Origin of the sequence: Kitasatospora sp. NPDC057738, assembly GCF_042798815.1 — a bacterium.
In the GTDB taxonomy this organism is placed as follows: Bacteria; Actinomycetota; Actinomycetes; order Streptomycetales; family Streptomycetaceae; genus Kitasatospora; species Kitasatospora lactacystinica.
In genome coordinates, this window is the sequence record NZ_JBHVJT010000065.1 from 21,852 (window position 1) to 48,557 (window position 26,706).

The 26,706-nt window shown below is 74.4% G+C and carries 28 protein-coding genes; 10 read left to right on the forward strand and 18 right to left on the reverse strand.

Annotated features, from left to right (window positions below):
* Positions 1-21 precede the first annotated feature (21 nt).
* A complete protein-coding gene (locus ACFVGO_RS29400; protein ID WP_380349039.1) occupies positions 22-1,008 on the forward strand; it encodes an ABC transporter substrate-binding protein in 987 nt (328 codons plus the stop codon).
* Here ACFVGO_RS29400 and ACFVGO_RS29405 read toward each other — a convergent pair.
* The gene (locus ACFVGO_RS29405; RefSeq protein ID WP_380635037.1) at positions 899-1,864 is read right to left on the reverse strand and encodes a DUF6597 domain-containing transcriptional factor; all 966 of its coding nucleotides are present in this window, start codon (positions 1,862-1,864) and stop codon (positions 899-901) included. The two genes, ACFVGO_RS29400 and ACFVGO_RS29405, sit on opposite strands and share 110 nt — an antisense overlap.
* 65 nt (positions 1,865-1,929) lie before the next feature.
* On the opposite strand from ACFVGO_RS29405, the gene ACFVGO_RS29410 reads away from it, so the two are divergent.
* Complete coding sequence (locus ACFVGO_RS29410; RefSeq protein ID WP_359905779.1) at positions 1,930-2,517, forward strand: TIGR03086 family metal-binding protein; 588 nt, start codon at positions 1,930-1,932, stop codon at positions 2,515-2,517.
* A 44-nt stretch (positions 2,518-2,561) separates the two neighbouring features.
* Here ACFVGO_RS29410 and ACFVGO_RS29415 read toward each other — a convergent pair whose 3' ends face one another.
* Together ACFVGO_RS29415 and ACFVGO_RS29420 are read right to left on the reverse strand one after the other, a co-directional pair.
* On the reverse strand, positions 2,562-3,437 hold the full coding sequence (locus tag ACFVGO_RS29415; RefSeq protein ID WP_359905782.1) for a LysR family transcriptional regulator: 876 nt from the start codon (positions 3,435-3,437) through the stop codon (positions 2,562-2,564).
* Positions 3,438-3,581: 144 nt separating this feature from the next.
* The gene (locus ACFVGO_RS29420) at positions 3,582-4,625 is read right to left on the reverse strand and encodes a PRC and DUF2382 domain-containing protein (protein WP_380635040.1); all 1,044 of its coding nucleotides are present in this window, start codon (positions 4,623-4,625) and stop codon (positions 3,582-3,584) included.
* 200 nt (positions 4,626-4,825) lie between these two features.
* Between ACFVGO_RS29420 and ACFVGO_RS29425 the strand changes: the two genes are divergently transcribed.
* Positions 4,826-5,194, forward strand: a complete 369-nt coding sequence (locus ACFVGO_RS29425) for a nuclear transport factor 2 family protein (protein WP_359905788.1) — start codon at positions 4,826-4,828, stop codon at positions 5,192-5,194.
* 27 nt (positions 5,195-5,221) lie between these two features.
* On the opposite strand, the gene ACFVGO_RS29430 is transcribed toward ACFVGO_RS29425, so the two are convergent.
* The 3 genes from ACFVGO_RS29430 to ACFVGO_RS29440 all read right to left on the reverse strand — a co-directional run bounded on the left by ACFVGO_RS29430 (position 5,222) and on the right by ACFVGO_RS29440 (position 8,045).
* Entirely contained in the window at positions 5,222-6,019 is a 798-nt protein-coding gene (locus ACFVGO_RS29430) for a hypothetical protein (protein ID WP_359905790.1), read from the reverse strand.
* Positions 6,020-6,213: 194 nt separating this feature from the next.
* Entirely contained in the window at positions 6,214-7,254 is a 1,041-nt protein-coding gene (locus ACFVGO_RS29435; protein WP_359905877.1) for an acyl-CoA desaturase, read from the reverse strand.
* 185 nt (positions 7,255-7,439) lie between these two features.
* Positions 7,440-8,045, reverse strand: coding sequence for a TetR/AcrR family transcriptional regulator (locus ACFVGO_RS29440; RefSeq protein WP_380635042.1), 606 nt, complete (start codon positions 8,043-8,045; stop codon positions 7,440-7,442).
* Between the two features lie 69 nt (positions 8,046-8,114).
* Between ACFVGO_RS29440 and ACFVGO_RS29445 the strand changes: the two genes are divergently transcribed.
* Positions 8,115-8,987, forward strand: a complete 873-nt coding sequence (locus ACFVGO_RS29445) for an alpha/beta fold hydrolase (protein ID WP_380349048.1) — start codon at positions 8,115-8,117, stop codon at positions 8,985-8,987.
* A 34-nt stretch (positions 8,988-9,021) separates the two neighbouring features.
* Here ACFVGO_RS29445 and ACFVGO_RS29450 read toward each other — a convergent pair whose 3' ends face one another.
* Together ACFVGO_RS29450 and ACFVGO_RS29455 are read right to left on the reverse strand one after the other, a co-directional pair.
* The gene (locus ACFVGO_RS29450; RefSeq protein ID WP_380635045.1) at positions 9,022-9,699 is read right to left on the reverse strand and encodes a TetR/AcrR family transcriptional regulator; all 678 of its coding nucleotides are present in this window, start codon (positions 9,697-9,699) and stop codon (positions 9,022-9,024) included.
* A gap of 105 nt (positions 9,700-9,804) precedes the next feature.
* On the reverse strand, positions 9,805-10,578 hold the full coding sequence (locus ACFVGO_RS29455) for an SDR family NAD(P)-dependent oxidoreductase (RefSeq protein WP_380635047.1): 774 nt from the start codon (positions 10,576-10,578) through the stop codon (positions 9,805-9,807).
* 132 nt (positions 10,579-10,710) lie between these two features.
* On the opposite strand from ACFVGO_RS29455, the gene ACFVGO_RS29460 reads away from it, so the two are divergent.
* Positions 10,711-11,346, forward strand: coding sequence for an NAD(P)-binding oxidoreductase (locus ACFVGO_RS29460; RefSeq protein WP_359905805.1), 636 nt, complete (start codon positions 10,711-10,713; stop codon positions 11,344-11,346).
* Between the two features lie 140 nt (positions 11,347-11,486).
* Here the strand turns inward: ACFVGO_RS29460 and ACFVGO_RS29465 are convergent, their stop codons facing one another.
* Positions 11,487-12,425: a hypothetical protein gene (locus tag ACFVGO_RS29465; RefSeq protein ID WP_380635049.1), complete on the reverse strand. Its 939-nt coding sequence runs from the start codon at positions 12,423-12,425 to the stop codon at positions 11,487-11,489.
* 171 nt (positions 12,426-12,596) lie between these two features.
* Between ACFVGO_RS29465 and ACFVGO_RS29470 the strand changes: the two genes are divergently transcribed.
* Positions 12,597-15,098: a helicase-associated domain-containing protein gene (locus ACFVGO_RS29470; RefSeq protein WP_380635051.1), complete on the forward strand. Its 2,502-nt coding sequence runs from the start codon at positions 12,597-12,599 to the stop codon at positions 15,096-15,098.
* A 10-nt stretch (positions 15,099-15,108) separates the two neighbouring features.
* Here ACFVGO_RS29470 and ACFVGO_RS29475 read toward each other — a convergent pair whose 3' ends face one another.
* Positions 15,109-15,363 (reverse strand): hypothetical protein, encoded by a 255-nt coding sequence (locus tag ACFVGO_RS29475; protein WP_049652328.1) that lies wholly within the window; start codon positions 15,361-15,363, stop codon positions 15,109-15,111.
* Between the two features lie 107 nt (positions 15,364-15,470).
* On the opposite strand from ACFVGO_RS29475, the gene ACFVGO_RS29480 reads away from it, so the two are divergent.
* Together ACFVGO_RS29480 and ACFVGO_RS29485 are read left to right on the forward strand one after the other, a co-directional pair.
* Entirely contained in the window at positions 15,471-15,875 is a 405-nt protein-coding gene (locus tag ACFVGO_RS29480) for a hypothetical protein (protein WP_359905814.1), read from the forward strand.
* 97 nt (positions 15,876-15,972) lie between these two features.
* Positions 15,973-17,610, forward strand: a complete 1,638-nt coding sequence (locus tag ACFVGO_RS29485; protein WP_359905817.1) for a DNA repair helicase XPB — start codon at positions 15,973-15,975, stop codon at positions 17,608-17,610.
* 42 nt (positions 17,611-17,652) lie between these two features.
* On the opposite strand, the gene ACFVGO_RS29490 is transcribed toward ACFVGO_RS29485, so the two are convergent.
* Positions 17,653-17,814, reverse strand: a complete 162-nt coding sequence (locus tag ACFVGO_RS29490) for a hypothetical protein (RefSeq protein ID WP_359905820.1) — start codon at positions 17,812-17,814, stop codon at positions 17,653-17,655.
* 358 nt (positions 17,815-18,172) lie between these two features.
* Between ACFVGO_RS29490 and ACFVGO_RS29495 the strand changes: the two genes are divergently transcribed.
* Positions 18,173-20,224 carry a HelD family protein gene (locus tag ACFVGO_RS29495; protein WP_380349056.1) on the forward strand — a complete coding sequence of 684 codons (2,052 nt, stop codon included), beginning with the start codon at positions 18,173-18,175 and terminating at the stop codon, positions 20,222-20,224.
* A gap of 159 nt (positions 20,225-20,383) precedes the next feature.
* On the opposite strand, the gene ACFVGO_RS29500 is transcribed toward ACFVGO_RS29495, so the two are convergent.
* The 3 genes from ACFVGO_RS29500 to ACFVGO_RS29510 all read right to left on the reverse strand — a co-directional run bounded on the left by ACFVGO_RS29500 (position 20,384) and on the right by ACFVGO_RS29510 (position 22,519).
* On the reverse strand, positions 20,384-21,070 hold the full coding sequence (locus ACFVGO_RS29500) for a copper homeostasis protein CutC (protein WP_380538292.1): 687 nt from the start codon (positions 21,068-21,070) through the stop codon (positions 20,384-20,386).
* A gap of 88 nt (positions 21,071-21,158) precedes the next feature.
* A complete protein-coding gene (locus ACFVGO_RS29505) occupies positions 21,159-22,139 on the reverse strand; it encodes a hypothetical protein (RefSeq protein WP_380349058.1) in 981 nt (326 codons plus the stop codon).
* The gene (locus tag ACFVGO_RS29510) at positions 22,136-22,519 is read right to left on the reverse strand and encodes a PadR family transcriptional regulator (protein WP_380349060.1); all 384 of its coding nucleotides are present in this window, start codon (positions 22,517-22,519) and stop codon (positions 22,136-22,138) included. The genes ACFVGO_RS29505 and ACFVGO_RS29510 overlap by 4 nt, the downstream gene beginning before the upstream one ends.
* 66 nt (positions 22,520-22,585) lie before the next feature.
* On the opposite strand from ACFVGO_RS29510, the gene ACFVGO_RS29515 reads away from it, so the two are divergent.
* The gene (locus tag ACFVGO_RS29515; RefSeq protein WP_380635055.1) at positions 22,586-23,353 is read left to right on the forward strand and encodes a hypothetical protein; all 768 of its coding nucleotides are present in this window, start codon (positions 22,586-22,588) and stop codon (positions 23,351-23,353) included.
* Between the two features lie 6 nt (positions 23,354-23,359).
* On the opposite strand, the gene ACFVGO_RS29520 is transcribed toward ACFVGO_RS29515, so the two are convergent.
* The 4 genes from ACFVGO_RS29520 to ACFVGO_RS29535 form a co-directional block, all read right to left on the reverse strand.
* Positions 23,360-23,533, reverse strand: a complete 174-nt coding sequence (locus ACFVGO_RS29520; protein ID WP_380538286.1) for a hypothetical protein — start codon at positions 23,531-23,533, stop codon at positions 23,360-23,362.
* A 21-nt stretch (positions 23,534-23,554) separates the two neighbouring features.
* A complete protein-coding gene (locus tag ACFVGO_RS29525) occupies positions 23,555-23,911 on the reverse strand; it encodes a hypothetical protein (RefSeq protein ID WP_359905840.1) in 357 nt (118 codons plus the stop codon).
* A gap of 156 nt (positions 23,912-24,067) precedes the next feature.
* The gene (gene groL, locus ACFVGO_RS29530; RefSeq protein ID WP_359905842.1) at positions 24,068-25,690 is read right to left on the reverse strand and encodes a chaperonin GroEL; all 1,623 of its coding nucleotides are present in this window, start codon (positions 25,688-25,690) and stop codon (positions 24,068-24,070) included.
* Positions 25,691-26,011: 321 nt separating this feature from the next.
* On the reverse strand, positions 26,012-26,215 hold the full coding sequence (locus tag ACFVGO_RS29535) for a cold-shock protein (RefSeq protein ID WP_030289665.1): 204 nt from the start codon (positions 26,213-26,215) through the stop codon (positions 26,012-26,014).
* Positions 26,216-26,706 lie beyond the last annotated feature (491 nt).

A 26,706-nucleotide genomic window follows, 5' to 3' on the forward strand; every position in this document is an offset into this window, starting at 1 on the left:
CGCGCCGCCAGAGGACCGCCGATGCCCCGGATCTCCCGCCGCACCCTCCTGACCGGCCTCGGCGCGGGCGCGCTCGCGGCGGCCGCCGGCTGCACCAGCCGGCACCCGGCCCCGGGGGCGGCGGACGGCCCCGCCACCGGCGCCTGGCCGTCCCCGGCCCCGGTGCCGCCGGTGACGGTGAACGCCGCCACCGGCCCGGTCGTGGTGCCGGGCGCGCCGATGCGGGTGGTCGTGCTGGACACCGACGTGCTCGACTCCGCGCTGACCCTCGGCATCACCCCGGTCGGCGCCGCGCTGCCGGGCCGCGACACCAGCTACCCCGAGTACTGGCCGGCCTCCCGGACGGCCGGGATCCGGCTGGTCGGCCCGGTCGGCGCACCCGACCTGCCGACCGTACGGGCCCTGCGGCCGGACCTGATCCTCTCCAACCAGACCCGCGACGGCGACCGCTACGAGCAGCTGCGGGAGATCGCCCCCACCGTGCTCACCCAGACCTCCGGGGCGCCGTGGAAGGCCGACTTCCAGCTGCACGCCCAGGCGCTGAGCCGGGAAGCGGCCGGGGCGGCCTTCGCCGGCGCGTACCAGAAGCACGCCGGACAGGTCGCGCAGGCGCTGGCGGCGGCGAAGCTGTCGGGGCGCAAGGTGAGCCTGGTGCGGTTCGTGGAGGGCGGCGGCATCCGGCTGTTCGGGCGGCAGAGCTTCCCCGGGACGGTGCTCTCCGACGCCCAGATCGGCCGGCCCGACGCGCAGAACGTCGACCAGTCGGACTTCGAGATCCCGCCGGACCAGCTCGCCCGGGCCGACGGCGACCTGCTGCTGTACGCCACGTACGGCGATCCGGAACTGTCGGGCGCCACCGCGGCACTCGCGAGCCCGGGGTGGCAGGCGCTGGGAGCCGTCAAGGGGCACCGGGCGTTCCCGGTGGACGACCAGCTGTGGTTCCAGGGGATCGGGTACACCGGGGCCAACTACGTGCTGGACGAGCTGCAGCGCTTCCTGGGGGCGTAGCCGGGGTCCGGCGCGACCCCGCGTAACGGGCCGGGGAGACGCCGACGGCCGCGGTGAAGTCCCGGGTGAGGTGCGCCTGGTCGGCGTAGCCCAGCTCGGCGGCGAGCGCGGCCAGGTCCAACCCGCCGTCCGTACCGGCGCGTTCGGCGGCCTCGTGGAGACGGGCACGGCGCAGCACCCACTTCGGGGAGGCGCCGACGTACTCGGCGAACAGCCGCTGGAGACGGCGGACGGTCAGGCCCAGCTCGGCGGCCAGCTCGTCCACCCGGCGAAGGTCCGGCGTGCGGGTGATCCGGTCCACCACGGCGGCGACCTCGGCGGCGACCGGGTCGGGCGCGGGCAGCCGGGGGCGGAGGAAGGCGTCGGCGAGCGCGGCCGGATCGCCGGGCGCCCCGAGGACCTCCGCGTTGAACCGGTCGGCCCCGGGCCCGAAGTACTCGGCGGCGGGCACGGAACGGTCGGCGAGCCCGCTCACCGGGTGCCCGGCGAGGGCGCGGAAGGCGCCGGGACGGAACCGCGCACCCAGCACGTGCCCGGCGCCCTCCAGCCGGCGGACGAAGAGCGAGCGGTCCACCCCGTACACCCGCGCCACCGGCGCCTCGAAGACCAGGTGGACGTTGGGGTGGGCGAGCACCTTCTGCTCGTACGGCGGCAGGCCGTGCAGGTCCCAGCGGACCAGCCAGTAGTACTCGACGAACACCGCCACAACCGGGTCGGGCGCGAGCCGGTCCACGGTGATCAGCTCGGCCGCCCGGGCGGGGTGGAGCACGCCCCGGCCGAGGTCGGGGGCGTCCGGGGAGGCCCGGGGGTCCGGTGCGGCCGGGGAGTCCGGGGAGGCCGGGGAGTCCATGCCCATGCCGCCAGGCTAGTCGTCGCGTTTCTTCAAGACCCGCCGGTACGGCCCGGCCCAGAATCGGGGCCATGAACGCCCACCCGATGCACCCGTTCCTCACCCGCGCCGCCTCCGCCGCGGCCGGTGTCGCCGCCGCCGTCCCGGCCGACCAGCCGCTGGACGCGCCGACGCCCTGCCCGGAGTTCGACACCCGCGCGCTGATCAACCACTGGGTGCTCTACACCTCGCACGGCCTGGAGCACCGGGCCCGGCGGATCGAGCTGCCCGAGGAGCTGAACGCGCGGGACTTCGCCGCCGACGCCGACTGGCGCTCCGCCTACGCCGCCCAGTTGGAGCGCGCGGTCGCGGCCTGGGCGGACCCGGCCGCCTGGGAGGGGGACGTCGACCTCGGCGGCACCCCGATGCCGGCCGTCGGCATCGCCCGGATGCTGATCCTGGAGCTGCTGCTGCACGGCTGGGACGTGGCCCGGGCGACCGGCGGGCGGATCGAGGTCGACGAGGAACTCGCCCTGCTGACCGGGGAGATCGTGGCGGAGAACGCCGAGCTGTACCGGCAGTACGCGGGCTTCGCCGAGGCGGTGGCCCTGCCGGAGGACGCCCCCGCGTGGGACCGCGCGCTGGCCGCCTCGGGCCGCGACCCGCACGGGAAGGCCTGAGCCGAGGACACCGGGCCCGGCCGGGTCGCACGGGCGGTACGGGATCAGCCCTGACGCAGCGCCGCCCTCAGCCGGGCCATCAACAGCCGTACGGCCGGGGAGGGTTGGTCGCGGCGGGCGACCAGCCCGAGCCGGGCCCGGATGGCGGCGTCGGCCAGCGGGACGGCCCGCAGTCCGTCGCCCGCGGCGGAGGAGGGGCTGAGGACGGCCACGCCCGCGCCGCGCTCGGCGAGCCGGAGCAGGGCGACCGGGGAGCTGGCCTCGATGTCCACCCGCGGGTCGAGGCCGAGCCGGCGGCAGGAGCCCCGGTAGGCGGCACGGATGCCGGTGCCCGGGGAGAGGCAGAGGATCTTCTCGCCCCGCAGGTCCGCGAGCCGCAGCCGCGCCCGGTCCAGGGCGTGCCCGACCGGGACGACGGCGGCGATCGGCTCGTCGATGGCGACGGTGGCCTCCAGGCCCGGGAAGACCTCGCCCGCGTAGCCGATCAGGGCCAGGTCGAGCGAGCCGGCCAGGACCTGCGCCTGGAGGTCCTCGGAGTGCCCCTCGTGCAGGCTGAGTTCGATGCCGGGGTGACTGCGGCCGAGGTCGGCGACGGCGTCCAGGAAGGGCGGGATCGAACAGCCCGTGATCATGCCCAGCCGGACCCGGCCGCGGACGGCGTCCGCGAACTCGGCGGCGGTGTGCTGGATGGCGTCGAGGGTGGCCAGGGCGTTCTTCGCCAGCGGGAGGACCGCTTCGCCGGCCGGGGTGAGGCGCACCTGCCGGCCCGCCCGGTCGAGCAGCAGCTGGCCCAGTTCGCGCTCCAGCTTGGCCACTTGGGTGCTGATGCCGGACTGACTCACGTGCAGCCGGGCCGCGGCGGCGGTGAAGGTCCCCTCGTCGACCACGGCGGCGAAGTAGCGCAGCTGGTGCATCTCCATGACCGGTGACGATATTCGACCGGCGCTCCATCCGCTCGGCCGATCGGTCCGCCGCGGCCGAGCGACCCGACGGCCGAGCGACCCGACGGGACGACCCGCGGGGACGGAGCGCGGCCGCGCGGGGCGGTCACGGCCCGGCCGACGTCACCGGCGGCGGTCCTTGCCCTGGATCTCCTTGCCCTGGACCGCCCTGCTCTGGATCTCCTTGCCCGGCGTCCGTGCCGTCCCGCCGTCGGGCAGGTCGGCCTCGATGCGCTCCTTGCGCACCCGGCCGGTGACGGTCTGCTCCTCGACGCGTTCCTCGGTCACCAGCCGCACGCGCTCGACCGGGACGGCCTCGGTGCGCACGACCGGCCGCTCCGCGTGCAGGGTGACCTCGTACTCGGCCTCCGAGATGAGCTCGCCGGACATCGCGGCACCCCGGTCGGCCTCGGCGATGGGTTCGTGCTCGACGTGGACCTCCTCGTGCCGCACCGGCACGGTCTGCCGCTCCTCCTCGGTGACGACGTACTTGCGCAGCTTCGCGTGGCCGGCTTCGTACCGCTCGACGCCGACGCGCATCCGCTCCTCGGAACGGGTCATCGCGCCGTCCTCGCCCGGGTGGACACCGGTCCCCCCGGCGGCGGAGGCGGCGCCCGGAGCCGCGGCGGCACGCGTGGTGGCGGTCGGGGTCGCGCCGGCGGTCGGGGTCGCGCCGGCCCGGACGGCCGCGGCGGCGGCACCGGTCATGCCCGCGGGACCGGCCGTGCCGACCGCACCGGTGTGTCCGGTCGTGCCGGTGTGCCCGCTCGCGGCGGCGGTTCCGGCAGCGGCGGCCGCGGCGGTGGTGCCGATGCCCGCGGCGGGCCGGTCGGCCGCCTTCCGGGCCCCGTCCCCGATGCCGTAGTACTGGTGGAGCCGATGTTCCTCGCGCTCGGAGAGGTGTCCGCCACGGTCCACGTCCACCAGCGGCGCGTTGTTGACCTTCTCCTTGGGGTACGGCACCTCCAGGTGTTCGCCGACGACCCGGGCGTCGCGGATCGGCACGAACAACTCGCCCGCCCCGAACCATCCGGTCTTGACGCTGACCCACTCCGGCTTGCCGGTGACGTCGTCGAGGAACACGTGGTCCGCCTTGCCGATCCGGCTGCCCCGTACGTCGTGGACGGGCCGGTGCAGCATGGAGCGGGCCTGCTGTTCGGTGATCACGATTCACGCCTCCTTCGCATTCCAGCGATGAGCGCCTTACCGGCCCTCACGGTCCGAAACGACTTCAGCTGGCCCTCACTCAGCGTGACGGTCGTGGCCCGCCGATCACGCAGCACACCCTTCTTTCATCATCAGTAGAGATAGATGCCATCTGATTCATCTGTTGGACCGATGGTCGTGGTGGCCGGGAGGATGGAGGCATGACGACGACGAAGACCGCGCGTGAGCTTGCCGAGACCTACTTCACCGCCTGGGAGGCGGGCGACTTCGAGACCGTCCGGGGGCTGCTGGCCGAGGACGTCGACTTCGTCGGCGCGCTGGGGACGGCCTCCGGGGTGGAGGAGGCGCTGGCCGGGCTGAAGGGGCTCGGGCAGGTGCTGGAGAAGATCGACGTGAAGGTCCGGGTGGCCGAGGGCGACGAGGTGATCACCTGGTTCGAGCTGTGCACGAGCGTCGCCCCGCCGGCGCCCACGGCGAACTGGATGCACGTCGAGGACGGGAGGATCACCCGGATCCGGGTCACCTTCGACCCGCGCGGCCTGCTGGCCGGCTTCGAGCGGAAGGCCTGAGGCCGACGGGCCTGAGGGCGACGGGCCCTACCCGGCCTCGTGCTGCGCGTACCTGGTCGTGAAGCCCAGGACCGCCACGTACCGGCCCTCGGCCGCCTTCGTGACCTCGCTCGGCCGCACGGGCTGCCAGGTCAGGTACGCGGACCGCTGCCCCTCGTCGTTCCGGTAGCGCCGGCTCCCGTACTTCTCGTACCAGTAGTCCTCACCGGAGGTCAGGAGTTCGGGGCCGGGCGGCCGGGTGACGTTCACGGCCAGTTCCGTCCGCACCGCCTCGCCCGTCGCCAGCGCGAACTCCACGGACGGGGCGATCGGCCTGGCCGCCGCCTCCGCCGCCTCCTCCGGGGTCGGGTCGGCGGGCGGCTGGTGGTCGTACTCGTCGGCCGCGACCAGGCTGTTCCACCTCTGTGAGCTGCGCCAGCCCTGGCCGTCCAGGTACCGGTCCAGATCGGCCAGCCGGGAGCGGACGTCACCCCCGTCGAAGGCCAGGTAGACGTTGACGGTCCGCTCGCAGGACACCGGCAGCCACGTACCCCGGCTGAACAGATCACCGCGGTAGTCGGTGCGGCACACGTCGACCGTCGACCTCCCCAACCCCTGCGCCCACGGCAGCAGTTCGGGCAGGTGGTCGATCCGGTCGGCCATCCGCTCCTCGGCCGCCCGGCGGGCCTCCCCGGTCACCGGGGCCTGTGCGATCCCCGGGACGTCCGGAGGGGCCGGGATGGCCGTGGCGCGGTAGAGCCGCCACCCCGCCCAGCCGCCGAACACGACCGCCGTCCCCAGGACCGCGATCATCACCCACCGCAGCCAGAACCGAACCACATCCACCTCCGGCCTCCGCCCACCCCGCTCGGGCATCGTACGGGCGCGAACGCGCGACCGTACGGTCGGTGCCGCAGGACGGCCGGTCCGCACGGGACGCCGGCCGGTCCGATCTCCCCTGCGGGGCAGCGGCGTTCACGCCCTCCCGCGCCTCCCGCCGCGGCGGAGGTGACCGCCGGCCGCCGCGGCGGAGGTGACGGTCACCCGTCGGAGCGGAGCGGCTCGCCGGCCCGGTGCAGGTGGGCGAAGATCTCCCGGTAGGAACGGAACAGGCCGGTCTCGCAGTACGGGACGCCCTTCTCGGCGCAGAACTCCCGGGTGATCCGGGCGGCCCGCCCCAGCGCCGGGGTCGGCATGCTGGGGAACAGGTGGTGCTCCACCTGGTAGTTGAGGCCGCCCATCAGCGAGTCGATGAGCACCCCGCCGCGGACGTTGCGCGAGGTGAGCACCTGGCGGCGCAGGAAGTCGAGCTTCATCCCGGGCGTCACCATCAGCATGCCCTTGTGGTTCGGGGCGAAGACGCACCCCAGGTAGACCCCGAGCAGCGCCTGGTGGACGGCCAGGAAGGCGACCGCCTTGCCGGCCGGGAGCGCGGCGAACACCAGGCCGAGGTAGCCGGCGAAGTGGACCACCAGCAGCACGCCCTCCAGCACCGGGCGCTTCATGACGGGGCTGCGCAGCGCGCGGAAGCTGTTGAAGCTGAGGTTGAGGCCCTCCAGCAGGAGCAGCGGGACGAACAGGTACGCCTGCCGGCGGCCGATGAACCGGGCGAGGCCGCTCGCCTGCCGGGCCTGCCGCTTGGACCACACCAGGAGTTCGGGTGCGACGTCCGGATCCCGCTCCTCGTGGTTCGGGTTGGCGTGGTGGCGGGTGTGCTTGTTCATCCACCAGCCGTAGCTCATGCCCATCAGCAGGTTGGCGGCGATCCGGCCGCCGATCTCGCTCGGCAGCCGCCGGTCGAAGACCTGGCGGTGCGCCAGGTCGTGGGAGAGCAGGCCGATCTGGGCGAAGACGACGGACATCGCCGCCGCCAGGCCGAGCTGCCACCAGGTGTCGCCCAGCGCGAACAGGGCGTACCAGCCGCCGAGGAAGGCGGCGAGCACCAGGCCCACGCGGACGGCGTAGTAGCCGGGGCGCCGGTCGAGCAGGCCCTCGGCGGCTATCCGGCGGGTCAACTGGGCGAAGTCGCTGCCGCCGCTCCCCGGCCGGGGGGAGGGGGCTTCGGGCGCTTCGGTCGTCATCACGGGCTGCGCGGGCATGCCCCGAGTCTGGCGGTGGCCGGCCCGCCCGCAGAACGGGGAAAGCACCCGTCCCGTACGGGTGTTAACCCCCGTGCCGCGAGGGGTGCCGGCCCGCCGCCGGGATCGGCGGGGAGGCGATTCGGCGGGGAGCCGATTCGGCGGGGCGGGGATCGGCGGGCGGACCCTCAGCCGGCTGCCGGCCGCCCGAACAGCTCGTCCAGGTGGTACGCGAGGACCGCGAGCGCCTGCTCACCGGTGCGCTGGCCGCCCAGGACGCTGGAGCCGAGTCCGTTGACCATCGCCAGCAGCCCGGCCGCGACCGTGTCGACGTCCCGCTCCGGCCCGATCTCCCCGGCCCGCTGCGCGGCGCGCAGCTGCTTGGCGAGGAAGCCCTCCAGCACGGCCGGCGGCTGCACGGCCTGCTTCTCCAGCACCTCGGGGTCGCCGAGGACCAGCGTGTAGTACGCCGCGTACGTCCTGGTGATCCGGCGGCTCTCGGCGTCCGTCGGCAGGATGCAGGACAGGACCGCCGTCACCACCTCCCGGGGGGCGCGCGCCGGGCCGATCCACTGCTCCATCCGGGCCTGGAGCTGGGTGCCGAGCCTGGCCAGGGCATCCAGGAGCAGGCCCTCCTTGGTCGTGAAGTAGTACTGCACGAGTCGCAGGGAGACGCCGGCCTCCGTCGCGACCGCCCGCATGCTGGCGGCCTGCAGGCCCTGGGTGTCGGCGATGCGCAGCAGGGCCTCGGCGATCTGCCGGCGGCGTTCCTCGTGGTCGACCTTCGCGGTCATGTTCCGGCCTCCGTACGTCCGACCCGCTCTCCTGGTACACCCGTATCATGCATGTGATACACATGTACCATGCGAATCAGCGAGTTCAGGAACGGCAAGGCCGAAGCCCGCTTCCGCACCGCCTACGAGCGCGCGCTGACCGAACTGCGGCCCCGGCCGTGGACGCCGCTCGACGTCCCCACCGGCTACGGCACCACCCGCGTCTACCGCACCGGCCCCGCCGAAGGACGGCCGATCGTGCTGCTGCCCGGCTCCGGCGGCAACGCGCTGATGTGGCACGGCTACCTCGACACCCTCGCCGCACAGCACCCCGTGATCGCCGTGGACACCGTCGGCGAACCGGGCGCCAGCGTGCAGAGCGCCCCCATCGCGGACGGCCGCGACGCCGCCGCCTGGCTGGAGGACCTGCTCACCGCCCTCGACGTGCCCACCGCCCACCTGGTCGGCTGCTCCTACGGCGGCTGGATCGCCCTCAACCACCAGATCCACCACCCCGGCCGGACCGCCGGCCTCACCCTGGTCGACACGGCGGGCCTGGCCGACCTGGACCGCCGCTTCTACACCTGGATGATCCTCGGCGGCCTCGCCGCCATGGCGCCGCGACCGCTGCGCCCCAGGCTGGCCCGAATGGTCGGCAACAGCGCCGTCCTGGAGACCGAACTGATGGCCCTGGTCCGCGCCTCGATGGGCTTCCGCCGCCGGCTGCCCCCGGCCGCCACCCTCACCGACGAGGAACTCGGCCGACTCACCGCCCCCGCCCTCTTCCTCCTCGGCGAACGCAGCGCCCTGCACGACTCCCGGGCCGTCGCCGACCGCCTGCACCGGCTGGTGCCCGCCGCCCGGGTCGAGATCGTCCCCGGCGCGGGACACTCGCTGCCCACCGACGACCCGGCGACGGTCACCGCCGGGATCCTCGGCATGGCCGCGCGGCAGGCCGGCTGACCGGGGCGGCCGCCGGGGCGCGGCCCCGGAGCCGCTACGGCCGCTCCACCGGCCCACCGAGCGCGGCGCGGACCAGACGGATGACGGCCGGGGTGGCCGCGGTCGGACCACCACCACGACCGCCGCCGTCCGGCGTGCCCGCCGCCTCCGTCCCCATCTCCGTCCCCGTCGCCGTCGCCGTCGCCGCCTCCGCCTCCGCCTCCGCCTCCAACGCGTCGTAGGTCTCGAAGGCGGTGAGGACGAAGAGCAGGCTCGCCGCGTCCGGCGGGGCCGCGGGCAGCCGGCCGGCCAGGACGGCGGCACCCTCGCGGCGGCGGGCGTCGCGGTCGGCGATGACCCGGCCCACCTCCTCGTCGAGCGCGGCGAGGGCCCGCAGCCGCCGGGTGCAGACCCGGTCGACCGCCCAGAAGCCGCCCATCACCTCGACGAAGCGGTCCACCGCCGCCCAGGGGTCGGCCAGGGTGAAGGCCTCGGCGAGCCCGGCCATGCCGCCCTGCGCGGCGAGGGCGTCGCAGACCGCCTCCAGCAGGCCCGCCTTGGAGCCGAACTGGTAGTAGACGGTCGCCCGGGCGACGTCCGCGCGGCGGGCGACGGCGTCCAGCGAGACCCCGCCGGTCTCGGCCAGGTGCGCGCGGGCGGCCGCGACGATCCGGGCGCGGGTCTCGTCGACCTCCGCCTGCCGCTGTCCCATCCGGTAGGACCGGGGGCTCATCCCGCTCGCCTCCACTCGTTCCGCTCGTCCGCGTGAACTGGCAGTATCGCCGATCGGTTCACCCGGGCGGGGCCGCCCCGGCGCCCGCCGGGACGGCCCGGCCGCTCAGAGCATGACCCGCCCGCCGCTGACGTCCAGGGTCTGCCCGGTGATCCAGGAGGACGCGTCCGAGCCCAGGAAGAGCACGGCCGAGGCGATGTCCACCGGCTCGCCGAGGCGGCCCAGCGGGTGCGCGGCGGCGACCGCGGCCTGCACCTCGGGCGGCATCTGCGCCGCCGTCCGCTCGGTACGGACGGCACCCGGCGCGACGGCGTTGACCCGCACGCCCTCACCGGCGACCTCCAGGGCGAGGTGCCGGGTGAACATCAGCACGCCCGCCTTGGCCGTGGCGTAGGCGGCGGAGGCGCCGCTGGGCAGCCGGCCCGCCGTGGAGGCCATGGTGACGATCGAACCGCTGCCGCGGGCCAGCAGGCCGGGCAGGAAGGCCTGGACGGTGAGGAAGGTGGCGGTGAGGTTGCCGTCCAGCACGGCCCGCCAGTGCTCCTCGGTCTCGCGGACGGTCGGCACCGGGTAGCCGTCGCCGCCGGCGAAGGCGGCCAGGACGTCGACCGGGCCGAGGTCCTGCTCGATCCGGGCGGCGGCGGAGCCGAGCGCCGTCGCGTCCGTGCAGTCGGCGACCAGCCCGAGCGCCCGGGCGCCCTCCGCCCGCAGCTCCCCGGCCACCTCCTTCAGCGCTGCCTCGTCGCGGCCGAGGACGGCGACGGCCGCACCCTGCCGGGCGAAGGCGCGGGCGGTCTCCGCACCGATGCCGCGGCTGCCGCCGGCGATCACGACCACCCGGTCGGCCAGATCGGGGTACCGAGCCTGCAGAACTCCCATGTCCCATCGCTCCTTTGGACTTGCACTCGCGGTGTGCTGTGGTTCACTTGATTTCATTCATACAGTCCGTCTGAATGAATGACAAGCACCGACCCCGGACCGTCCGAGTCCCGGAATCCTGAGGAGGAACCGATGAGGATCGCAGTCGTGGGCGCCACCGGACGCACCGGCCGCCTGGTGGTCGACCTCGCACTGGCGGCCGGACACACCGTCACCGCCGTCGCCCGCGACCCCGCCCGGCTACCGGCGCACACGCACGGCAGCGCGCTCACCGCGCGGGCCGACGTCGGCGAACCCGGCTCCCTGCACGGCCCGTTGAACGGCCAGGACGCCGTCGTCGCCACCCTCGGCAGCACCGGCCGCGGGGCCACCACCGTCTTCTCCGACGGCGCCCGGGAGCTGACCGCGGCGGTCCGGGACGGCGGCGTCCGGCACCTGGTGACGATGAGCTCGGCGGGCCTGGACACCAGCCGGCTCCCGTTCGCCCAGCGGGTGGTGAGCAGGCTGGTGGTCGACCGGCTGTACCGGGAGATCCATCACGACCTCGCCCGGATGGAGGCGGTGCTCGCCGGCTCCGACACCGCCTGGACGGTCGTCCGGGTGCCGATGCTCAAGGACGGACCGCCGTCCGTGGGCCCGCAGATCTCCTACGACCGGCCGCTTCCCCGCGCCGGCACCGCCACCCGCGCCACCGTCGCGCACTGGATCGTCGGCCACCTCGGCGACCCGGCGACCTTCCACCGCCTCGTCCACCTCGCCGACGACTGACGCCCGGCCCGCCGCGGCGGCCGCGTCACCCGGGCCGTGAGCGCACGGGCCATGAGCGCACGAGCCGTGAGTTCACGAACCATGGAGCCGCCGAGCCGCGAACGGCCGTCACCCGGCGGCCGCCCCCGCCCGCCCCCGGCTCAGCCCTGCTGCTGCGGCGGGCGGCGGCGCACGGCGAGCAGCAGCAGGACCACCGCCGACAGCACCGCGGCCAGCCGCAGCACGTTCGGGGCCGACGACCAGCTGATCTGGCCCAGCGGCGAGCCCGACTGGAGGCCGCCGCCCTGCCCCCCGGCCTGTTTGGCCTGCCGCATGGAGTAGAGGGTGGTCGCGCTCATCGTGACCAGCGGAATGCCGAGGATCACGAACTTGCGCATCAGGTCGGAGATCTGGCGGGACAGGTAGCCGAGGCCCCAGCCGGCCAGCATGGCCGGGAAGAAGCCGGAGACCGCGCCGCCGACCAGCAGGCCGCAGGAGAGCAGGATCAGCGGGGAGGGCTTGCGGGCGGGCGCGTCCTTCTGCGCCTCCTGGCCATGGCCCTTCGCCTTCGCCTTCCCCTTCGCTTTGCCCGCGGCCTTCCCGGCAGGGGCGGCGGCCGCCGCCGGGGCCTGCTCGATCCGGCCCCTGCGCCGCTTCTTCTTCAGGTCGGCGGCGGGCACCGCCGGTTCCGGCGCGGGCTCGGCCTCCTCCCCGGTGCGCTGCTCGGGGATGGGCTTCGGCGCGGGCCGCGGCCCGTCCGAGAAGTCGAAGAGGGTCATCGTCCACGGGCCGGTGCTCGACACCGTGGGCGGCGGGATCGCGTGCGCCCGCGCCTCGGCGGTGGCCAGGTCCGGCGGGTCCAGCGGTACGGACGGGATGCCGGCCGCGCTCGGCGCCGGCGGGTCGTACACGCTGTCGGGGTCGAAGTCCGGCACGGGCCCCGGGGCGGGGACGGGAGCGGAGGAGGAGGCGGGAGCGGAGGAGGAGGCGGACGGAGCCTCCGCGGCGCCGCCGGAACCGGAGCCCGCGTCGGCCTCCGGGCCGCCGCCCGAACGCTCGCTCCACGGCCCGCTCTTGCGCCACCACTCGCCGTCCGTCATCACCGACCACCCCGCCTCGCCCGTACCGGCCGCCCACCGAACCGCCCTCGGCGTGACGCTACCCACCCCGCCCCCGCCCGCGCGAGTCCGTCCGCGGGTCCTGCGGTGCGCCGCGGGTGCGGCGGGCCGAGGGACACCCCGTCGTCCCCGCGCCCGACTAACCTAGGTCGAATGACCACACAGCAGGGCCCTCAACGCCGGAGCAGGTCCGCCTCCGGCCCGCGCACCCTCGCCGAGGAACTGCGCGCCCGTCCGGACGACGCGCTCGCCGCCCTGCTCCGCTCCCGCCCCGACCTGCTGAACCCCGTCCCCGGCGACCTCACCCAGCTGTCTGCCCGGCTCTCCTCGCGCGCCTCCGCGCTGCGCGCCCTGGAGCGGCTCGACCGCTTCACCCTCCAGGTCGCCGAGGCGCTGGCCACCGCCCCGGACGGCACCTCGCTGAGCACCGTCCGCACGCTGCTGACCGGCCCGGCGAAGGTCAAGCCGCACCCCGGCGCGACCCCGCTCACCCCCGCCGACCGGTCCGCCGTCGCCACCGCCCTGCCGCGCGCGATCGCCACCCTGCGCGACCGGGCGCTGCTCTGGGGCCCGGACAACGGGCTGCGGCTGGTCCTCGCCGTCCGCGAGGCGCTCGCCCCGACCACCGGCAACCCGGGCCGCACCGGCCTCGGCCCCACCCTCGCCGACGCCACCATCGGCATGTCCCCGGCCCGGCTGCAGCAGCTGCTCGCCTCCGCCGGGCAGCCCGCCACCCCGGACCCGGTCAGCGCCGTCGCCGCGCTCACCGCACTGCTCACCGACCGCACCCGCTGCGCGGCACTGCTCGACACCGCGCCCGAGGCCGCGCGGCGGCTGCTGGAACGGCTGGTCTGGGGCCCGCCCACCGGCACCGTCCCGGACGCCGCCCGCCCGGTCACCGCCGAGGACGCCCAGAGCCCGGTCGAGTGGCTGCTCGCCCGCGGTCTGCTGCTGCCCAACAGTCCCGGCAGCGTCGTGCTGCCCCGCGAACTCGCCCTGCACCTGCGCGGCGGCCGCACCCACCGCACCGTCGAGCCGGTCCAGCCCGAGCCCGCGCCCGCCGCCGCCCCGCGCGACCCCCGGGCCGTGGACGGCGCCGCGGCCGGCCAGGCGCACACCGCGGTCAAGACCGTCGAGGAACTGCTGGACGGCTGGGGCCTCACCCCGCCGCTGACCCTGCGCGCCGGCGGCCTCGGCGTGCGCGACCTCAAGCGCACCGCCCAGGCCCTGGAGAGCACCGAGCGGCAGACCGCCTTCTGGCTCGAACTCGCCTACACCGCGGGGCTGCTGGCCCCCGACGGCGAGGTGGACGAACGCTGGGCCCCCACCCCGGGGTACGACACCTGGCTGCACCTGGACACCGCCGAGCGCTGGTCCGTGCTGGCCTCCGCCTGGCTCGCCGCCACCCGCGTCCCCGCCCTCACCGGCACCGCGGACGGCCGGGGCAAGCCGCGCGCCGCCCTCGGCCCCGAACTCGACCGCACCCTCGCCCCCTCCGTCCGCCGCGCCGCCCTCGCCCTGCTCGCGGAACTCCCGCCGGGCACCCCGGCCACCGCCGAGGAACTGCTGCCCACCCTGCGCTGGCAGCGCCCGCTGCGCGGCGGCCCCACCGGCCCGGACGGCCGCGAACTGCGCGACGAGCTCACCGCCTGGACCCTCGACGAGGCCGAACTCCTCGGCATCACCGGCCGCGGCGCCCTGGCCGCCCCCGCCCGCGCCCTGCTCACCGCCGAGTCCGACCCGGCCGAGGTGCTCGCCCCGCTGCTCCCCCAGCCGCTGGACCACGTGATCCTCCAGCCGGACCTCACCGCGATCGCCCCCGGCCCGCTGCTCACCCCGCTCGCCCAGGCCCTCGCCCTGTGCGCCGACATCGAGTCCAAGGGCGGCGCCACCGTCTACCGCTTCACCCCGGCCTCGGTGCGCCGCGCCCTCGACGCCGGCCGCACCGCCACCGACCTGCGGTCCTTCCTGGAGCAGCACAGCCGCACGCCCGTCCCGCAGCCGCTCGCCTACCTGATCGACGACGTCGCCCGCCGGCACGGCGTCCTGCGGGTCGGCGCCGCCTCCTCCTACCTGCGCTGCGACGACCCGTCCCTGCTCGGCGAGGTGCTCGCCGACCGCCGCTCCGCCGACCTGCGGCTGCGGCTGCTCGCCCCCACCGTCCTCGCCTCCCAGGCCGCCCCGGACGTGCTGCTCGCGGCCCTGCGCACCATGGGCTACGCACCGGCCGCCGAATCCGCCGAGGGCGACGTGCTGATCACCCGCCCGGACAGCCACCGCACCCCGCCCCGGACGGCCCCCGTGCCCGTCCCCGACGGCCCGCCCGCGCCCGACGACACCCTGCTCGCGGCCGCCATCAAGGCCATCCGGGCCGGCGACCGCGCGGCCACCGCCACCCGCCGCGATCCCGCCTCCGACCCGCGCCGGCTCCCCCGCACCGCCGCCGCCGAGACGCTGGCCGCCCTGCAGACGGCCGTCCTGCTCGGCGAGCGCATGTGGATCGGCTACCTCAACGCCGAGGGCATCGCCAGCCAGCGCATCATCGACCCGGTCAAGGTCGAAGGCGGCTTCGTCACCGCCTTCGACCACCACGCCGACGAACTCCGCACCTTCGCCCTGCACCGCATCACCGGCGTCGCGGAACTCGACGAGTGAGTCCGGGGCCTCAGTGCCCCTGCTGCGCCTCCTTCATCTTGTCCTGGACGGCCTTGTCCGCCAGGCTGCCGATCTGCCCCTGCCCGACCGGCATCGAGCCCCCGGTGACGGTGTCCGCCAGCAGGAACCCGGGCGCCGCGAGCAGGCCGCCGGGCCCCTCGCCGATGCCCGCGAGGGCGTGGGCCGAACCGGCCGAGGAGGCGGTGGCCGCGAAGGCCGAGCCCATCAGGGCGAGGGCGGTGAGAACACGCTTCGACTTCTTCATGGCCAGCTCAACGAGCGAGTACGCGCCGTGGTCACTCGAAGTAATTGACGGGCCGGTCCCATCGGCGTAGTCCGGAAGCAGGGGATTCCGACAAGGAGGCACCCACCATGCTCGGCGAATTGATCGGTGAGATCCAGGCCGAGGAGACCGGCCGACGCGTCCTCTCCGCCGGAGACGGGCACCCGGTCGTCGAGGTGTCCATCAAGGGCACCGGCAGCTACTACGGCACCGCCGTCAGCACCATCGCCACCTACGAATCCGAACTGCGCTCCGACGGCTCCCTGTTCGGCGAGGGCCAGGGCGTCGACATGACCGCCGACGGCCAGGGCGTCGGCTGGCACGGCAGCGGCATCGGCCACTTCACCGACGGCGGAGGCACCAGCTTCCGCGGCGCGATCTTCTTCTCCACCGCCTCGCCAGCCCTGGAGCGCCTCAACGGCGTCGTCGGCGTCTTCGAGTTCGAGACGGACGCCGGAGGCAAGATCACCGGCAAGTTCTACGAGTGGAAGTAGCCGCCCGGAACCGGGCCCGCCCACGCTCCCGGCGGAATGCGCGACACTGGAGGGTCTGCGTCAATCCACCCTGTCAGCCAGTGGAGGGCTTCCCCGCGTGAACGACGGACCGCTCATCGTCCAGAGCGACAAAACTCTTCTCCTGGAGATCGATCACCCCAAGGCCGGCGACTGCCGTCGCGCCATCGCGCCGTTCGCCGAGCTGGAGCGGGCGCCCGAGCACGTGCACACGTACCGGGTGACGCCGCTCGGCCTGTGGAACGCACGGGCGGCCGGGCACGACGCCGAGCAGGTGGTGGACGCCCTGGTGACGTACTCGCGCTACCCGGTGCCGCACGCGCTGCTGGTGGACGTGGCGGACACCATGGGCCGGTACGGCCGCCTCCAGCTGCTCAAGCACCCGACCCACGGGCTGGTGCTCACCACCACCGACCGGCCGGTGCTGGAGGAGGTGCTGCGCTCGAAGAAGATCGTCCCGCTGGTCGGCGCCCGGGTCGACCCCGACACCGTGGTGGTGCACCCCTCCGAGCGCGGGCAGATCAAGCAGGTGCTGCTCAAACTCGGCTGGCCCGCCGAGGACTTCGCCGGCTACGTGGACGGCGAAGCGCACCCGATCGACCTGGACGAGGACGGCTGGCAGCTGCGCCCGTACCAGGCGCAGGCCGTCGAGGGCTTCTGGCACGGCGGCTCGGGCGTGGTCGTGCTGCCCTGCGGCGCCGGCAAGACGCTGGTCGGCGCGGCCGCGATGGCGCACGCCAAGTCGACCACGCTGATCCTGGTCACCAACACCGTCTCGGCCCGCCAGTGGAAGCACGAGCTGGTCAAGCGCACCTCGCTCACCGAGGACGAGATCGGCGAGTACAGCGGGACGAAGAAGGAGATCCGCCCGGTCACCATCGCCACCTACCAGGTGATGACGACCAAGCGGAAGGGCGTCTACGCCCACCTGGAGCTGTTCGACGCCCGCAACTGGGGCCTGGTCGTCTACGACGAGGTGCACCTGCTGCCCGCGCCGGTGTTCAAGTTCACCGCCGACCTCCAGGCCCGCCGCCGGCTCGGCCTGACCGCCACGCTGGTGCGCGAGGACGGCCGCGAGGGCGACGTGTTCAGCCTGATCGGCCCCAAGCGCTTCGACGCGCCGTGGAAGGAGATCGAGGCCCAGGGCTACATCGCGCCCGCCAACTGCTGCGAGGTGCGGGTCACCCTGACCGACTCCGAGCGGCTCGCCTACGCGACCGCCGAGCCGGAGGAGCGCTACCGCTTCTGCGCCACCACGGCCACCAAGCGGCGGGTGGTGGAGGCGCTGGTCAGGAAGCACGAGAAGGACCAGACGCTGATCATCGGCCAGTACATCGACCAGCTGGACGAGCTCGGCGAGGCCCTGGACGCCCCGGTTATCAAGGGCGAGACCAGCAACGCCCAGCGCGAGAAGCTCTTCGACGCCTTCCGGAACAAGGAGATCGGCGTCCTGGTGGTCTCCAAGGTCGCGAACTTCTCGATCGACCTGCCCGAGGCCACCGTGGCCATCCAGGTCTCCGGGACCTTCGGCTCCCGCCAGGAGGAGGCCCAGCGCCTCGGCCGGGTGCTGCGCCCGAAGGCGGACGGCCACGCGGCGCACTTCTACTCGGTGGTCGCCCGCGACACCGTGGACCAGGACTTCGCCGCCCACCGGCAGCGCTTCCTGGCCGAGCAGGGCTACGCGTACCGGATCATCGACGCGGACGACGTGCTGTAGGACGGCTGTCCGGCACCGGTTCCGTACCGGACACCGTCGCGTTCAGTACCGGACACCGTCGCGCCCGAGGAAGATCACGCGCGCGGCGGTGTCCAGGGCGATGCCGACGTTGCGCACGACGGTGCTCAGCGGATTGCGGTGACGCCCGGAGACGGCGGTGGCGCCGGCCGGGCCGGATCGGGGGATGCGGTTCGTGGTGCTCATGTCTTCAACGGTAGGCACCCGGACGGCCGACGGCATCACTCCAAAGGCCGTATCCGCAGGTGCACGGGTCGTCCTGCCGGTGTACGGCGGCCCCCGACGCCCCGCAGGGAGGAACCCCGAGACACCGTGGGGAGGAACCCCCAGACGCCGCAGGGGCCCGCCCCGGGAGCCGCCGGGCTGGAACCGCCGGGCGGACGGGTCTAGGATCGTCCGTCTGCCCCCTCCCGAACCGTGGTACCTGCTGAAGTCCCGCAGGCAGCCGGGGGAGGTGCCGACCGCACGGCAACCGGTCGGCGTGCCCACCGTGAGCTCCTACGATCCGCTGCGCCCGCCACCGGGGCAGCCGGGAAGGTTCGCTGTGCCCGCCACCCCCATCACCGACCCCCTCCAGCGCGAACGCGACCACCTGGCCGCGTCCCGGGCCGCGCTGCGCGCCATGCGCGAGGACGTCGAGTCGCTCGACATCCGCGACGTGACCGGCACCTGGGTCACCGCCCTCGTGCTCCAGAACCAGATCGAGGCCAGGATCGCCGCACTGGCCGACCTCTCGCACACCCCGCTGTTCTTCGGCCGCCTCGACTACCTCCACGCGATCAGCGAGGAACTGAGCGAGGGCGGAGGCGGGGAGAACTTCTACATCGGCCGCCGGCACGTCCACGACGCCGACGGCGACCCGATGGTGATCGACTGGCGCGCGCCGGTCTCCCAGCCGTTCTACCGGGCCAGCCGCACCGCGCCGATGGACGTCGAGCGCCGTCGCCGCTTCGGCTACACCGGCGGCGAGCTCACCGCCTACGAGGACGAGCACCTCAGCGATCCGGCCGAGGACGACACCGCCTCCGCCCTGCTGGCCGCCGAGATCGAGAAGCCCCGCGTCGGCCCGATGCGCGACATCGTCGCCACCATCCAGCCGGAGCAGGACGAGATCGTCCGCTCCGACATCACGGGCACCATCTGCGTCCAGGGGGCGCCCGGCACCGGGAAGACCGCCGTCGGCCTGCACCGCGTCGCCTACCTGCTGTACGCGCACCGCGAGCGCCTCGCCCGCACCGGCACCCTGGTGATCGGGCCGAACAACGCCTTCCTGTCCTACATCGAGCAGGTGCTCCCGGCCCTCGGCGAGCTGGACGTCGCCCAGGCCACCGTGCAGCAGCTGGTCGGGCACGTCGAGGTGAGGGGCGAGGACGACCCGCGGGCGGCCCGGCTGAAGGGCGACGCCCGGATGGCCGAGGTGCTGCGCCGGGCGGTGCGCTCGGGCATCACCCTGCCCACCGAGCCCTGCGTGGTGGTCCGCGGTTCCCGCCGCTGGCGCGTGCCGGTGTACGAACTGGCCGAGATCATCGAGGAGTTGAAGGGCCGTGAGGTCCGTTACGGCGCGGCGCGGGACGCCCTCCCGCAGCGCATCGCGCACGCCGTGCTGCTGAAGATGGAGCAGGGCGGCGAGGCCCCGGACGACCGGGTGCAGGACGCGGTGGCCCGCAACAGCGCCGTCAAGGCGGTGGTCAAGGAGTGCTGGCCGGCCGTGGATCCGGCGAAGGTCGTCCTGCGGCTGCTCTGCGAGCCGGAGTTCCTGGCCGCGTGCGCCGAGGGCGTGCTGACGCCGGAGGAGCAGCAGGCGGTGCTCCGGCCCAAGCCCGACCGCTCGGTGCGGACCGCCCGCTGGACGGCGGCCGACGCCGTCCTGGTGGACGAGGCGACCGACCTGGTGCAGCGCACCCCCTCGCTGGGGCACGTGGTGCTGGACGAGGCCCAGGACCTCTCCCCGATGCAGTACCGCGCGGTGGGCCGGCGCTGCACCACCGGCTCGGCGACCGTCCTCGGCGACCTCGCCCAGGGCACCACCCCGTGGGCGACGGCGAGCTGGCCGGAGGCGCTGCGCCACCTGGGCAAGCCGGAGGCGCACATCGAGGAGCTGACCAAGGGCTTCCGGGTGCCGGAGGAGGTCATCGCGTACGCCTCCCGGCTGCTCCCGGCGATCGCCCCCGGCCTGGCCCCGGCCTCCTCGGTCCGCGAGGCCCCGGGCTCGCTGACGATCCGCCGGGTCGCCGACGAGGACACCACGGAGGCGGTCCTGGCGGCCTGCCGGGAGGCGCTGGGGCACGAGGGCTCGACCGGCCTGATCGCCGCCGACGCCCGCATCCCGCGGCTCGCCGAGGCGCTGACCGCCGCGGGCCTGCCGCACCTCTCCCCCGGCGCCGAGACCAGCGCGGAGGCCCGGCTCACCCTCGTCCCGGCCTCGCTGGCCAAGGGCCTGGAGTACGACTACGTGGTGCTGGACGAGCCGGCCGCGGTGATCGCCGGGGAGCCGGACGAGCGGACCGGCCTGCGGCGGCTGTACGTGGCGCTGACCCGTGCCGTCTCCGGGCTGACGGTGCTGCACGGCGAGCCGCTGCCGGAGCAGTTGCGGTAGCGCGCGAAAGGGCCGGTCCGGGGACCGGCCCTCTCGCCCGGTGGCCGCCCTCGGCCGGCCACCGCGGGCGCTCGGCACGGGCTCCCGACGCGGCACTCGGCACGGGCTCTCAGCGCGGCGCTCGGCACGGGCGCGCGGTACGGCGCCCGCCGCGGGCGCTCAGGCGTCGATCAGCGCCCGCCACTCGGCGACCTTGGCCGCGTCCACCGGCGTCCGCCAGCCGTCGACCCGCACCGCGCCGCCGACGTGGAAGGCGTCGAAGCCCTCCGCCCGCAGCTCCTTCAGGTGTTCGGCCCGCAGGCCGCCGCCGATCAGGATCCGCTGCCGGTAGCCGGGCTCGCCGGCCCGGGCCAGCTCGGCCGACAGCACCTCGCGCCCGGCGTCCACCCCGGCGGCCGCGCCGGAGGTGAGGAAGGTGTCCAGGCCGGGCAGCCCGCCGACGGCGGCCCGCAGGGCGGCCCGGTCGGCGCTGTGGTCGATGGCCCGGTGGAAGGTCCAGCGGCAGCCGGCGATCGCCCCGGCGACGGCCGTGGTGGCGGCCAGGTCGACGGCGCCGTCGGCGTCGAGGAAGCCGAGGACGAACTCCTCGGCCCCCTCGGCCCGCAGCGCGGCGGCCCGGGCGCACAGCCCGTCCACGTCGCCGGGGGCGAAGCCGTCCCGGATCCGCAGCATGACCCGCAGCGGGATGCCGACGGCGGCCCGGATCCGGCCGAAGTCCTCGACGGACGGGGTGAGCCCGTCGGCGGCCATGTCGGTGACCAGTTCGAGCCGGTCGGCGCCGCCCGACTCGGCGGCCTGGGCGTCCTGGGGCGTCAGCGCGATGACTTCGAAAATTGGTCTAGACATATTCGACAGCCTGCCACATCCGTCCGCCCCCGGAAACTCCGAGGAGGCCGTTCCGGTCACCCGGAAACGGCCTCCCCGCTCCTCCCGGTCAGGCCGGCCCCTGGACCGCCCCGACCGCCTCCCGCCGCCCGAACCGGTGCACCGCGACCGCCACCAGCAGCAGCACGGCCACCGTCGGCGCCGCCACCGGGAGCAGGTGCGACACCCCGCGGGACTCGCGCCAGATGTTGAACAGGCAGCCGGGGCCGGTCAGCACCAGCACCGCCGCCCCCGCCGCCGCCGGCGCCATCCGCCCGCGCAGCCCGGCGAGGGTCAGCAGCAGCGGCACGATCAGCATCACCACGACCCACCCCAGGTCCAGCGGGAAGTTGGTGTCGTCCCAGTTCTGGGCCGCCTCCAGCAGTGCGCCCACCGCCACCGAGGCCAGCACCAGGCCGCCCGTGCGCCAGGTCGGCCGGGGCAGCAGGTCGGTCGGCGCCGCGACCAGCAGCAGCGCGGCCCCGACGAACGGCAGCGTGGCCATCCCGATGTAGCCGCTCCACCACAGGTCGAATCCGGGGTACAGCGCGGCGTCCGCCAGGTCGTGCCACACGGCACCCCCCAGCTCGTACAGCGCCGACGCGCCCAGGATCAGCGCACTGCCCCGCACCGCCGCCCACCGTCCCAGGAGGGCCGCCACCACCAGCAGCGCGGCGGCCACCGGCGGGCAGAACATCGCGAACCGGGTCCCGAACGAGTCGTCCCAGGCGAACCGGTTGGCGACCCGGTCCGCCGTGGTCAGCCAGGCCGCCAGCGCCGCCCCGGCCACCGCCCCGGCGAGCATCGGCGCGAGCAGCGCCAGCAGCCGCCCGGCCGGCGAGGCCCCGGTCAGTCCGAGCCGCACCCGCAGCCCGTACACCGCCAGGCCGAGGACCTCCCGGGCGACCGCCAGCCGGCCGCCGGCCGCGGTCGTGTCGGCGAACACCTCGGCCAGTTCCTCGCCGCGCTCGCGGCGGTACCGCTCCGGGTAGAGCTGGAGCGCGGCCCGCAGCACCGCCGAGGGCGCCGCGCCGATCGCCGGCGTGCTCATGAGAGGCCTCCCCCCGCCGCGGGCCGCCCCTGCGACCCGGCCTTGCCCGGCAGCATCGACCGGATCCTGCTGAGCCGGCGCTCGGCCTCGGTGGCCACCGCCCGCAGCCGCTCCGCCTCGGCGGCCAGCGCGTCCCGGCCGGCCCCGGTCAGCGCGTAGCTGCGCCGGGCGCGGCCGTCCACCACCTCCTCGGCGGCGACCTCGATCAGGCCCTGGCCCAGCAGCCGGTCGAGCGCCCCGTAGAGCGTGCCGGTGCGCATCCTGACCCGGCCGTCGGAGATCGCGGCGATCTCCTGGATGAGCGCGTAGCCGTGCCGCGGGGCATCGGCCAGCGCGGTGAGCAGCAGCAGCGTGGGCTCCTGCATGGAGCGTTCAGTCATACGACTACATATATCGTCAACCTACCTATAGGTCCAGCGCCCGGCCGGGCCGCCACAATGGTCGCCATGCCGACCACCGAGCACGACCCGTCCGCCGCCGCGCACCGGCAGTCCGCCGGGCACCGACCGTCCACCCCCGGGCACCGGCCGCTCGGCGAAGGCCCGCTCGGCGAAGGCCCGCTCGGCGAAGGCCCGCTCACCGAAGGCCCGCTCACCGAAGGCCTGCTCGCCGCCTGGACCGCGCTGCTGACCCGCTGCGGGGCCGCCGTCGAGTCCGAACCGTACGGCCGGGAGCTGCTGCGCCGCTGGTCGGAGCCGCAGCGCCGCTACCACACCGTCACCCACCTGCACGCCGTGCTGGAACACGTCGACGAGCTGGCCGGGCACGCCGACGACCCGGAGGCCGTCCGGCTCGCGGCCTGGTTCCACGACGCCGTCCACCGCCCCGACCGCACCGAGAACGAGGAGCGCAGCGCCGCCCTGGCCGTCCGCGCGCTGACCGCCGCCGGACTGCCCGCCGAGCGGGTCGCCGAGGTCGAGCGCCTGGTGCTGCTCACCGTCGGCCACGACCCGGCGCCCGGCGACCGCAACGGCGAGGTGCTCTGCGACGCGGACCTCGCCGTCCTCGGCGGCAGCCCCGAGGCGTACGCGGCGTACGCGGCCGCCGTCCGCGAGGAGTACGGCTTCGTCCCCGCGCCGGACTTCTCGGCCGGCCGGGCCGCCGTCCTGCGCCATCTGCTCGCCCTGCCCGCGCTCTACCGCACCCCCGCCGCCCGCGAGCGCTACACGGCCGCCGCGCGGACCAATCTGACGGCCGAACTCGGCGCCCTCTGACGCCCGTCAGCCCCGCCGCGCGAGCACCCGGTCCGCGGCGGCCATCCCCGCCAGCACCGCGGGCAGGCGACCCACCACGGCCCACCACGCGTCCTGGCCGGCCCCCGACAGCTCCACCGCGGCCCACCAGAGCCCGAGCCCGCAGCACCCGCCCACCGCACCCCACACCCAGCGCCTCATGCCGCCACCGTACGCACGGGTCTACGCGAGCTTCCCCACGGGTGCCACCACCGCGCCCTGCTTGCCGCACACCCAGTGCGGGTCCGGCCCCAGCTCGGGCTCCACGCCGAGGGCGTGCGGGTCCCCGTCGGCCGCGCAGTCGGCGCACAGCGGCCAGCGCCCGTACGCCTCCAGCAGCGCGTCCTGGACGTCCTGGGCGACCAGCCCGAGCACGTACTCGGTGCCGTCCGGCCACTGCTCCAGCCACCAGCGGCGGTGCGTCACGGCCTGTTCCACCAGCGAGACGACGGCGGCGTCCGCCACGTCCCGCGCGGTGAGGTCGGCCAGGATCAGTGCCCGCGCGTTGTGCAGGGCGGTCTCGATGTCGTCAGCAGCCATCCGTCCATTCTCCGTCGACACGTCCGGAACGCCGAAACGCCCGGAACACCCGGAACACCCGGAACACCCGGACCGCCGAAACGCCGTGTGGGCGGCCCCCCGAAGGGAACCGCCCACACGGACGAGGTCCAACCGATCCGATCGAAGCGATCAGGATCAGAAGTCCATGTCACCGCCCGGCATGCCGCCGCCGGCGGCCGCGGCGGCCTTCTCCGGCTTGTCGGCGATGACGGCCTCGGTGGTGAGGAACAGCGCCGCGATGGAGGCGGCGTTCTGCAGCGCGGAGCGGGTGACCTTGGCCGGGTCGATGATGCCCTCGGCGATCAGGTCGACGTAGGTGTTGGTGGCCGCGTTCAGGCCGTGACCGGCGGGGAGGTTGCGCACCTTCTCCACCACGACGCCACCCTCCAGGCCGGCGTTGGTCGCGATCTGCTTGATCGGGGCCTCCAGCGCGACCTTGACGATGTTGGCACCGGTGGCCTCGTCGCCGTCCAGCTCCAGCTTGTCGAAGGCGACACCGGCCTGCAGCAGGGCGACGCCACCACCGGCGACGATGCCCTCCTCGACGGCGGCCTTGGCGTTGCGGACGGCGTCCTCGATGCGGTGCTTGCGCTCCTTGAGCTCCACCTCGGTGGCCGCGCCGGCCTTGATGACGGCCACGCCGCCGGCCAGCTTGGCGAGGCGCTCCTGGAGCTTCTCGCGGTCGTAGTCCGAGTCGCTGTTCTCGATCTCGGCGCGGATCTGGTTGACGCGGCCCGCGACCTGCTCGCTGTCGCCGCCACCGTCGACGATGGTGGTCTCGTCCTTGGTGATGACCACCTTGCGGGCGGTGCCCAGCAGGTCGATGCCGGCGTTCTCCAGCTTGAGGCCGACCTCCTCGGAGATGACGGTGCCACCGGTGAGGATGGCGATGTCGCCGAGCATGGCCTTGCGGCGGTCACCGAAGCCCGGGGCCTTGACGGCGACGGACTTGAAGGTGCCACGGATCTTGTTCACGACCAGGGTCGACAGGGCCTCGCCCTCGACGTCCTCGGCGATGATGACCAGCGGCTTGCCGCTCTGCATGACCTTCTCCAGCAGCGGGAGCAGGTCCTTGACCGAGCCGATCTTGGAGTTGGCGATGAGGATGTACGGGTCCTCGAACGTCGCCTCCATGCGCTCCAGGTCGGTGGCGAAGTAGGCGGAGATGTAGCCCTTGTCGAAGCGCATGCCCTCGGTGAGCTCGAGCTCCAGACCGAAGGTGTTGCTCTCCTCGACGGTGATGACGCCTTCCTTGCCGACCTTGTCCATGGCCTCGGCGATGAGCTCGCCGATCTGGGTGTCGGCGGCCGAGATGGAGGCGGTGGAGGCGATCTGCTCCTTGGTCTCCACGTCCTTGGCCTGGGCCAGCAGCTGGTCCGAGACGGCGGCGACGGCCTTCTCGATGCCGCGCTTCAGGGCCATCGGGTTGGCGCCGGCGGCGACGTTGCGCAGACCCTCGCGAACCAGGGCCTGGGCGAGCACGGTGGCGGTGGTGGTGCCGTCACCCGCGACGTCGTCCGTCTTCTTGGCGACCTCCTTGACGAGCTCCGCACCGATCTTCTCGTACGGGTCCTCGAGCTCGATCTCCTTGGCGATGGAGACACCGTCGTTGGTGATCGTGGGGGCGCCCCACTTCTTCTCCAGCACGACGTTGCGGCCCTTGGGGCCGAGCGTGACCTTCACCGCGTCGGCGAGCTGGTTCATGCCACGCTCAAGGCCGCGGCGAGCTTCCTCATCAAAGGCGATGATCTTGGCCATCAGAAGTGGTCCTCCGGGACACGGTCGACTGCTCGGACCAAGGGGTGCCCGCGACGGACGGCCCTGGTGCGCGGAGGTCCATTCCCTCCGCTCCCGGGGGCCTCACCGACCCGGTCCGCTGTCACTCTCACACTGTGAGTGCTAACGCCAATGATTAGCACTCCGGGTGGGCGAGTGCAAGCCCAATCGGCAATCCGCGAGCCGCCGCCGGGGCCGCCCGGGAACGCCGACGGGCCCGTGCGACACGAGTCGCACGGGCCCGTCGAGAAGCGAGAGGTCACCAGCCGCAGGGCCGCGCCGAGCTCCTGGGGTCGGAAGGGGTCAGACCGCGGCGCGGACCATGTCCGCCTGCGGGCCCTTCTGTCCCTGAGAGATCTCGAACTCGACCCGCTGGCCCTCCTCGAGGGTGCGGTAGCCGTCCATCTGGATCGCGCTGTAGTGGACGAAGACGTCCGCACCACCGTCGACCGCGATGAAGCCGTAGCCCTTCTCCGCGTTGAACCACTTGACGGTGCCCTGAGCCATTCCGAACTCCCCTAGTGCTGTGCTGGCCCTTCACGCGCCCGCAGGTCGCGGGCCCGGGTTGGTTGAAGGCCGGCCCGGGGAACCCCCCCTGGGCGCAGCCGTGCACGCCGCAACCCTCCGTGCAGGACGCCAGGCGGCTTCCGGCGAGCGGGTGATTGCGTCGACCGCCGCTGAATGTATCCGGATCGACGCCCTCTGCAACAGGGCCAGCCACCGGTAATTCCGCCTCGATGTCAAGGGACAGGACGGGCCGAATCGGAATAATCTCGGCATTTCACGCCGGACATAGCGGACGAATTACTCAAATGTCCGCGGGAATTCTGACATCCGCCTGACATGTTTCACGGGCCGGTCCCGCCGGCCGGACGCCCCCGGGCCGAGCACTGCGGGGGCCGAAAGGGAAACCCTGTTCCCAACCGAGCCACACTCTACTCCGACTCGACCGGGAAATATTCCGGCCGGAATGCCAGCGGTCGCCCGCGCATACGGGA

Coding starts and splice junctions, on each gene's coding strand:
- ACFVGO_RS29455 (WP_380635047.1), bottom strand. CDS start 10,578: ATGGGAGTTCTGCAGGCTCGGTACCCCGATCTGGCCGACCGGGTGGTC.
- ACFVGO_RS29460 (WP_359905805.1), top strand. CDS start 10,711: ATGAGGATCGCAGTCGTGGGCGCCACCGGACGCACCGGCCGCCTGGTG.
- ACFVGO_RS29475 (WP_049652328.1), bottom strand. CDS start 15,363: ATGAAGAAGTCGAAGCGTGTTCTCACCGCCCTCGCCCTGATGGGCTCG.
- ACFVGO_RS29400 (WP_380349039.1), top strand. CDS start 22: ATGCCCCGGATCTCCCGCCGCACCCTCCTGACCGGCCTCGGCGCGGGC.
- ACFVGO_RS29440 (WP_380635042.1), bottom strand. CDS start 8,045: ATGACCGCGAAGGTCGACCACGAGGAACGCCGCCGGCAGATCGCCGAG.
- ACFVGO_RS29450 (WP_380635045.1), bottom strand. CDS start 9,699: ATGAGCCCCCGGTCCTACCGGATGGGACAGCGGCAGGCGGAGGTCGAC.
- ACFVGO_RS29505 (WP_380349058.1), bottom strand. CDS start 22,139: ATGAGCACGCCGGCGATCGGCGCGGCGCCCTCGGCGGTGCTGCGGGCC.
- ACFVGO_RS29410 (WP_359905779.1), top strand. CDS start 1,930: ATGAACGCCCACCCGATGCACCCGTTCCTCACCCGCGCCGCCTCCGCC.
- ACFVGO_RS29465 (WP_380635049.1), bottom strand. CDS start 12,425: ATGACGGACGGCGAGTGGTGGCGCAAGAGCGGGCCGTGGAGCGAGCGT.
- groL (WP_359905842.1), bottom strand. CDS start 25,690: ATGGCCAAGATCATCGCCTTTGATGAGGAAGCTCGCCGCGGCCTTGAG.
- ACFVGO_RS29510 (WP_380349060.1), bottom strand. CDS start 22,519: ATGACTGAACGCTCCATGCAGGAGCCCACGCTGCTGCTGCTCACCGCG.
- ACFVGO_RS29535 (WP_030289665.1), bottom strand. CDS start 26,215: ATGGCTCAGGGCACCGTCAAGTGGTTCAACGCGGAGAAGGGCTACGGC.
- ACFVGO_RS29525 (WP_359905840.1), bottom strand. CDS start 23,911: ATGGCTGCTGACGACATCGAGACCGCCCTGCACAACGCGCGGGCACTG.
- ACFVGO_RS29480 (WP_359905814.1), top strand. CDS start 15,471: ATGCTCGGCGAATTGATCGGTGAGATCCAGGCCGAGGAGACCGGCCGA.
- ACFVGO_RS29405 (WP_380635037.1), bottom strand. CDS start 1,864: ATGGGCATGGACTCCCCGGCCTCCCCGGACTCCCCGGCCGCACCGGAC.
- ACFVGO_RS29515 (WP_380635055.1), top strand. CDS start 22,586: ATGCCGACCACCGAGCACGACCCGTCCGCCGCCGCGCACCGGCAGTCC.
- ACFVGO_RS29445 (WP_380349048.1), top strand. CDS start 8,115: ATGCGAATCAGCGAGTTCAGGAACGGCAAGGCCGAAGCCCGCTTCCGC.
- ACFVGO_RS29520 (WP_380538286.1), bottom strand. CDS start 23,533: ATGAGGCGCTGGGTGTGGGGTGCGGTGGGCGGGTGCTGCGGGCTCGGG.
- ACFVGO_RS29425 (WP_359905788.1), top strand. CDS start 4,826: ATGACGACGACGAAGACCGCGCGTGAGCTTGCCGAGACCTACTTCACC.
- ACFVGO_RS29435 (WP_359905877.1), bottom strand. CDS start 7,254: ATGACGACCGAAGCGCCCGAAGCCCCCTCCCCCCGGCCGGGGAGCGGC.
- ACFVGO_RS29470 (WP_380635051.1), top strand. CDS start 12,597: ATGACCACACAGCAGGGCCCTCAACGCCGGAGCAGGTCCGCCTCCGGC.
- ACFVGO_RS29490 (WP_359905820.1), bottom strand. CDS start 17,814: ATGAGCACCACGAACCGCATCCCCCGATCCGGCCCGGCCGGCGCCACC.
- ACFVGO_RS29415 (WP_359905782.1), bottom strand. CDS start 3,437: ATGGAGATGCACCAGCTGCGCTACTTCGCCGCCGTGGTCGACGAGGGG.
- ACFVGO_RS29500 (WP_380538292.1), bottom strand. CDS start 21,070: ATGTCTAGACCAATTTTCGAAGTCATCGCGCTGACGCCCCAGGACGCC.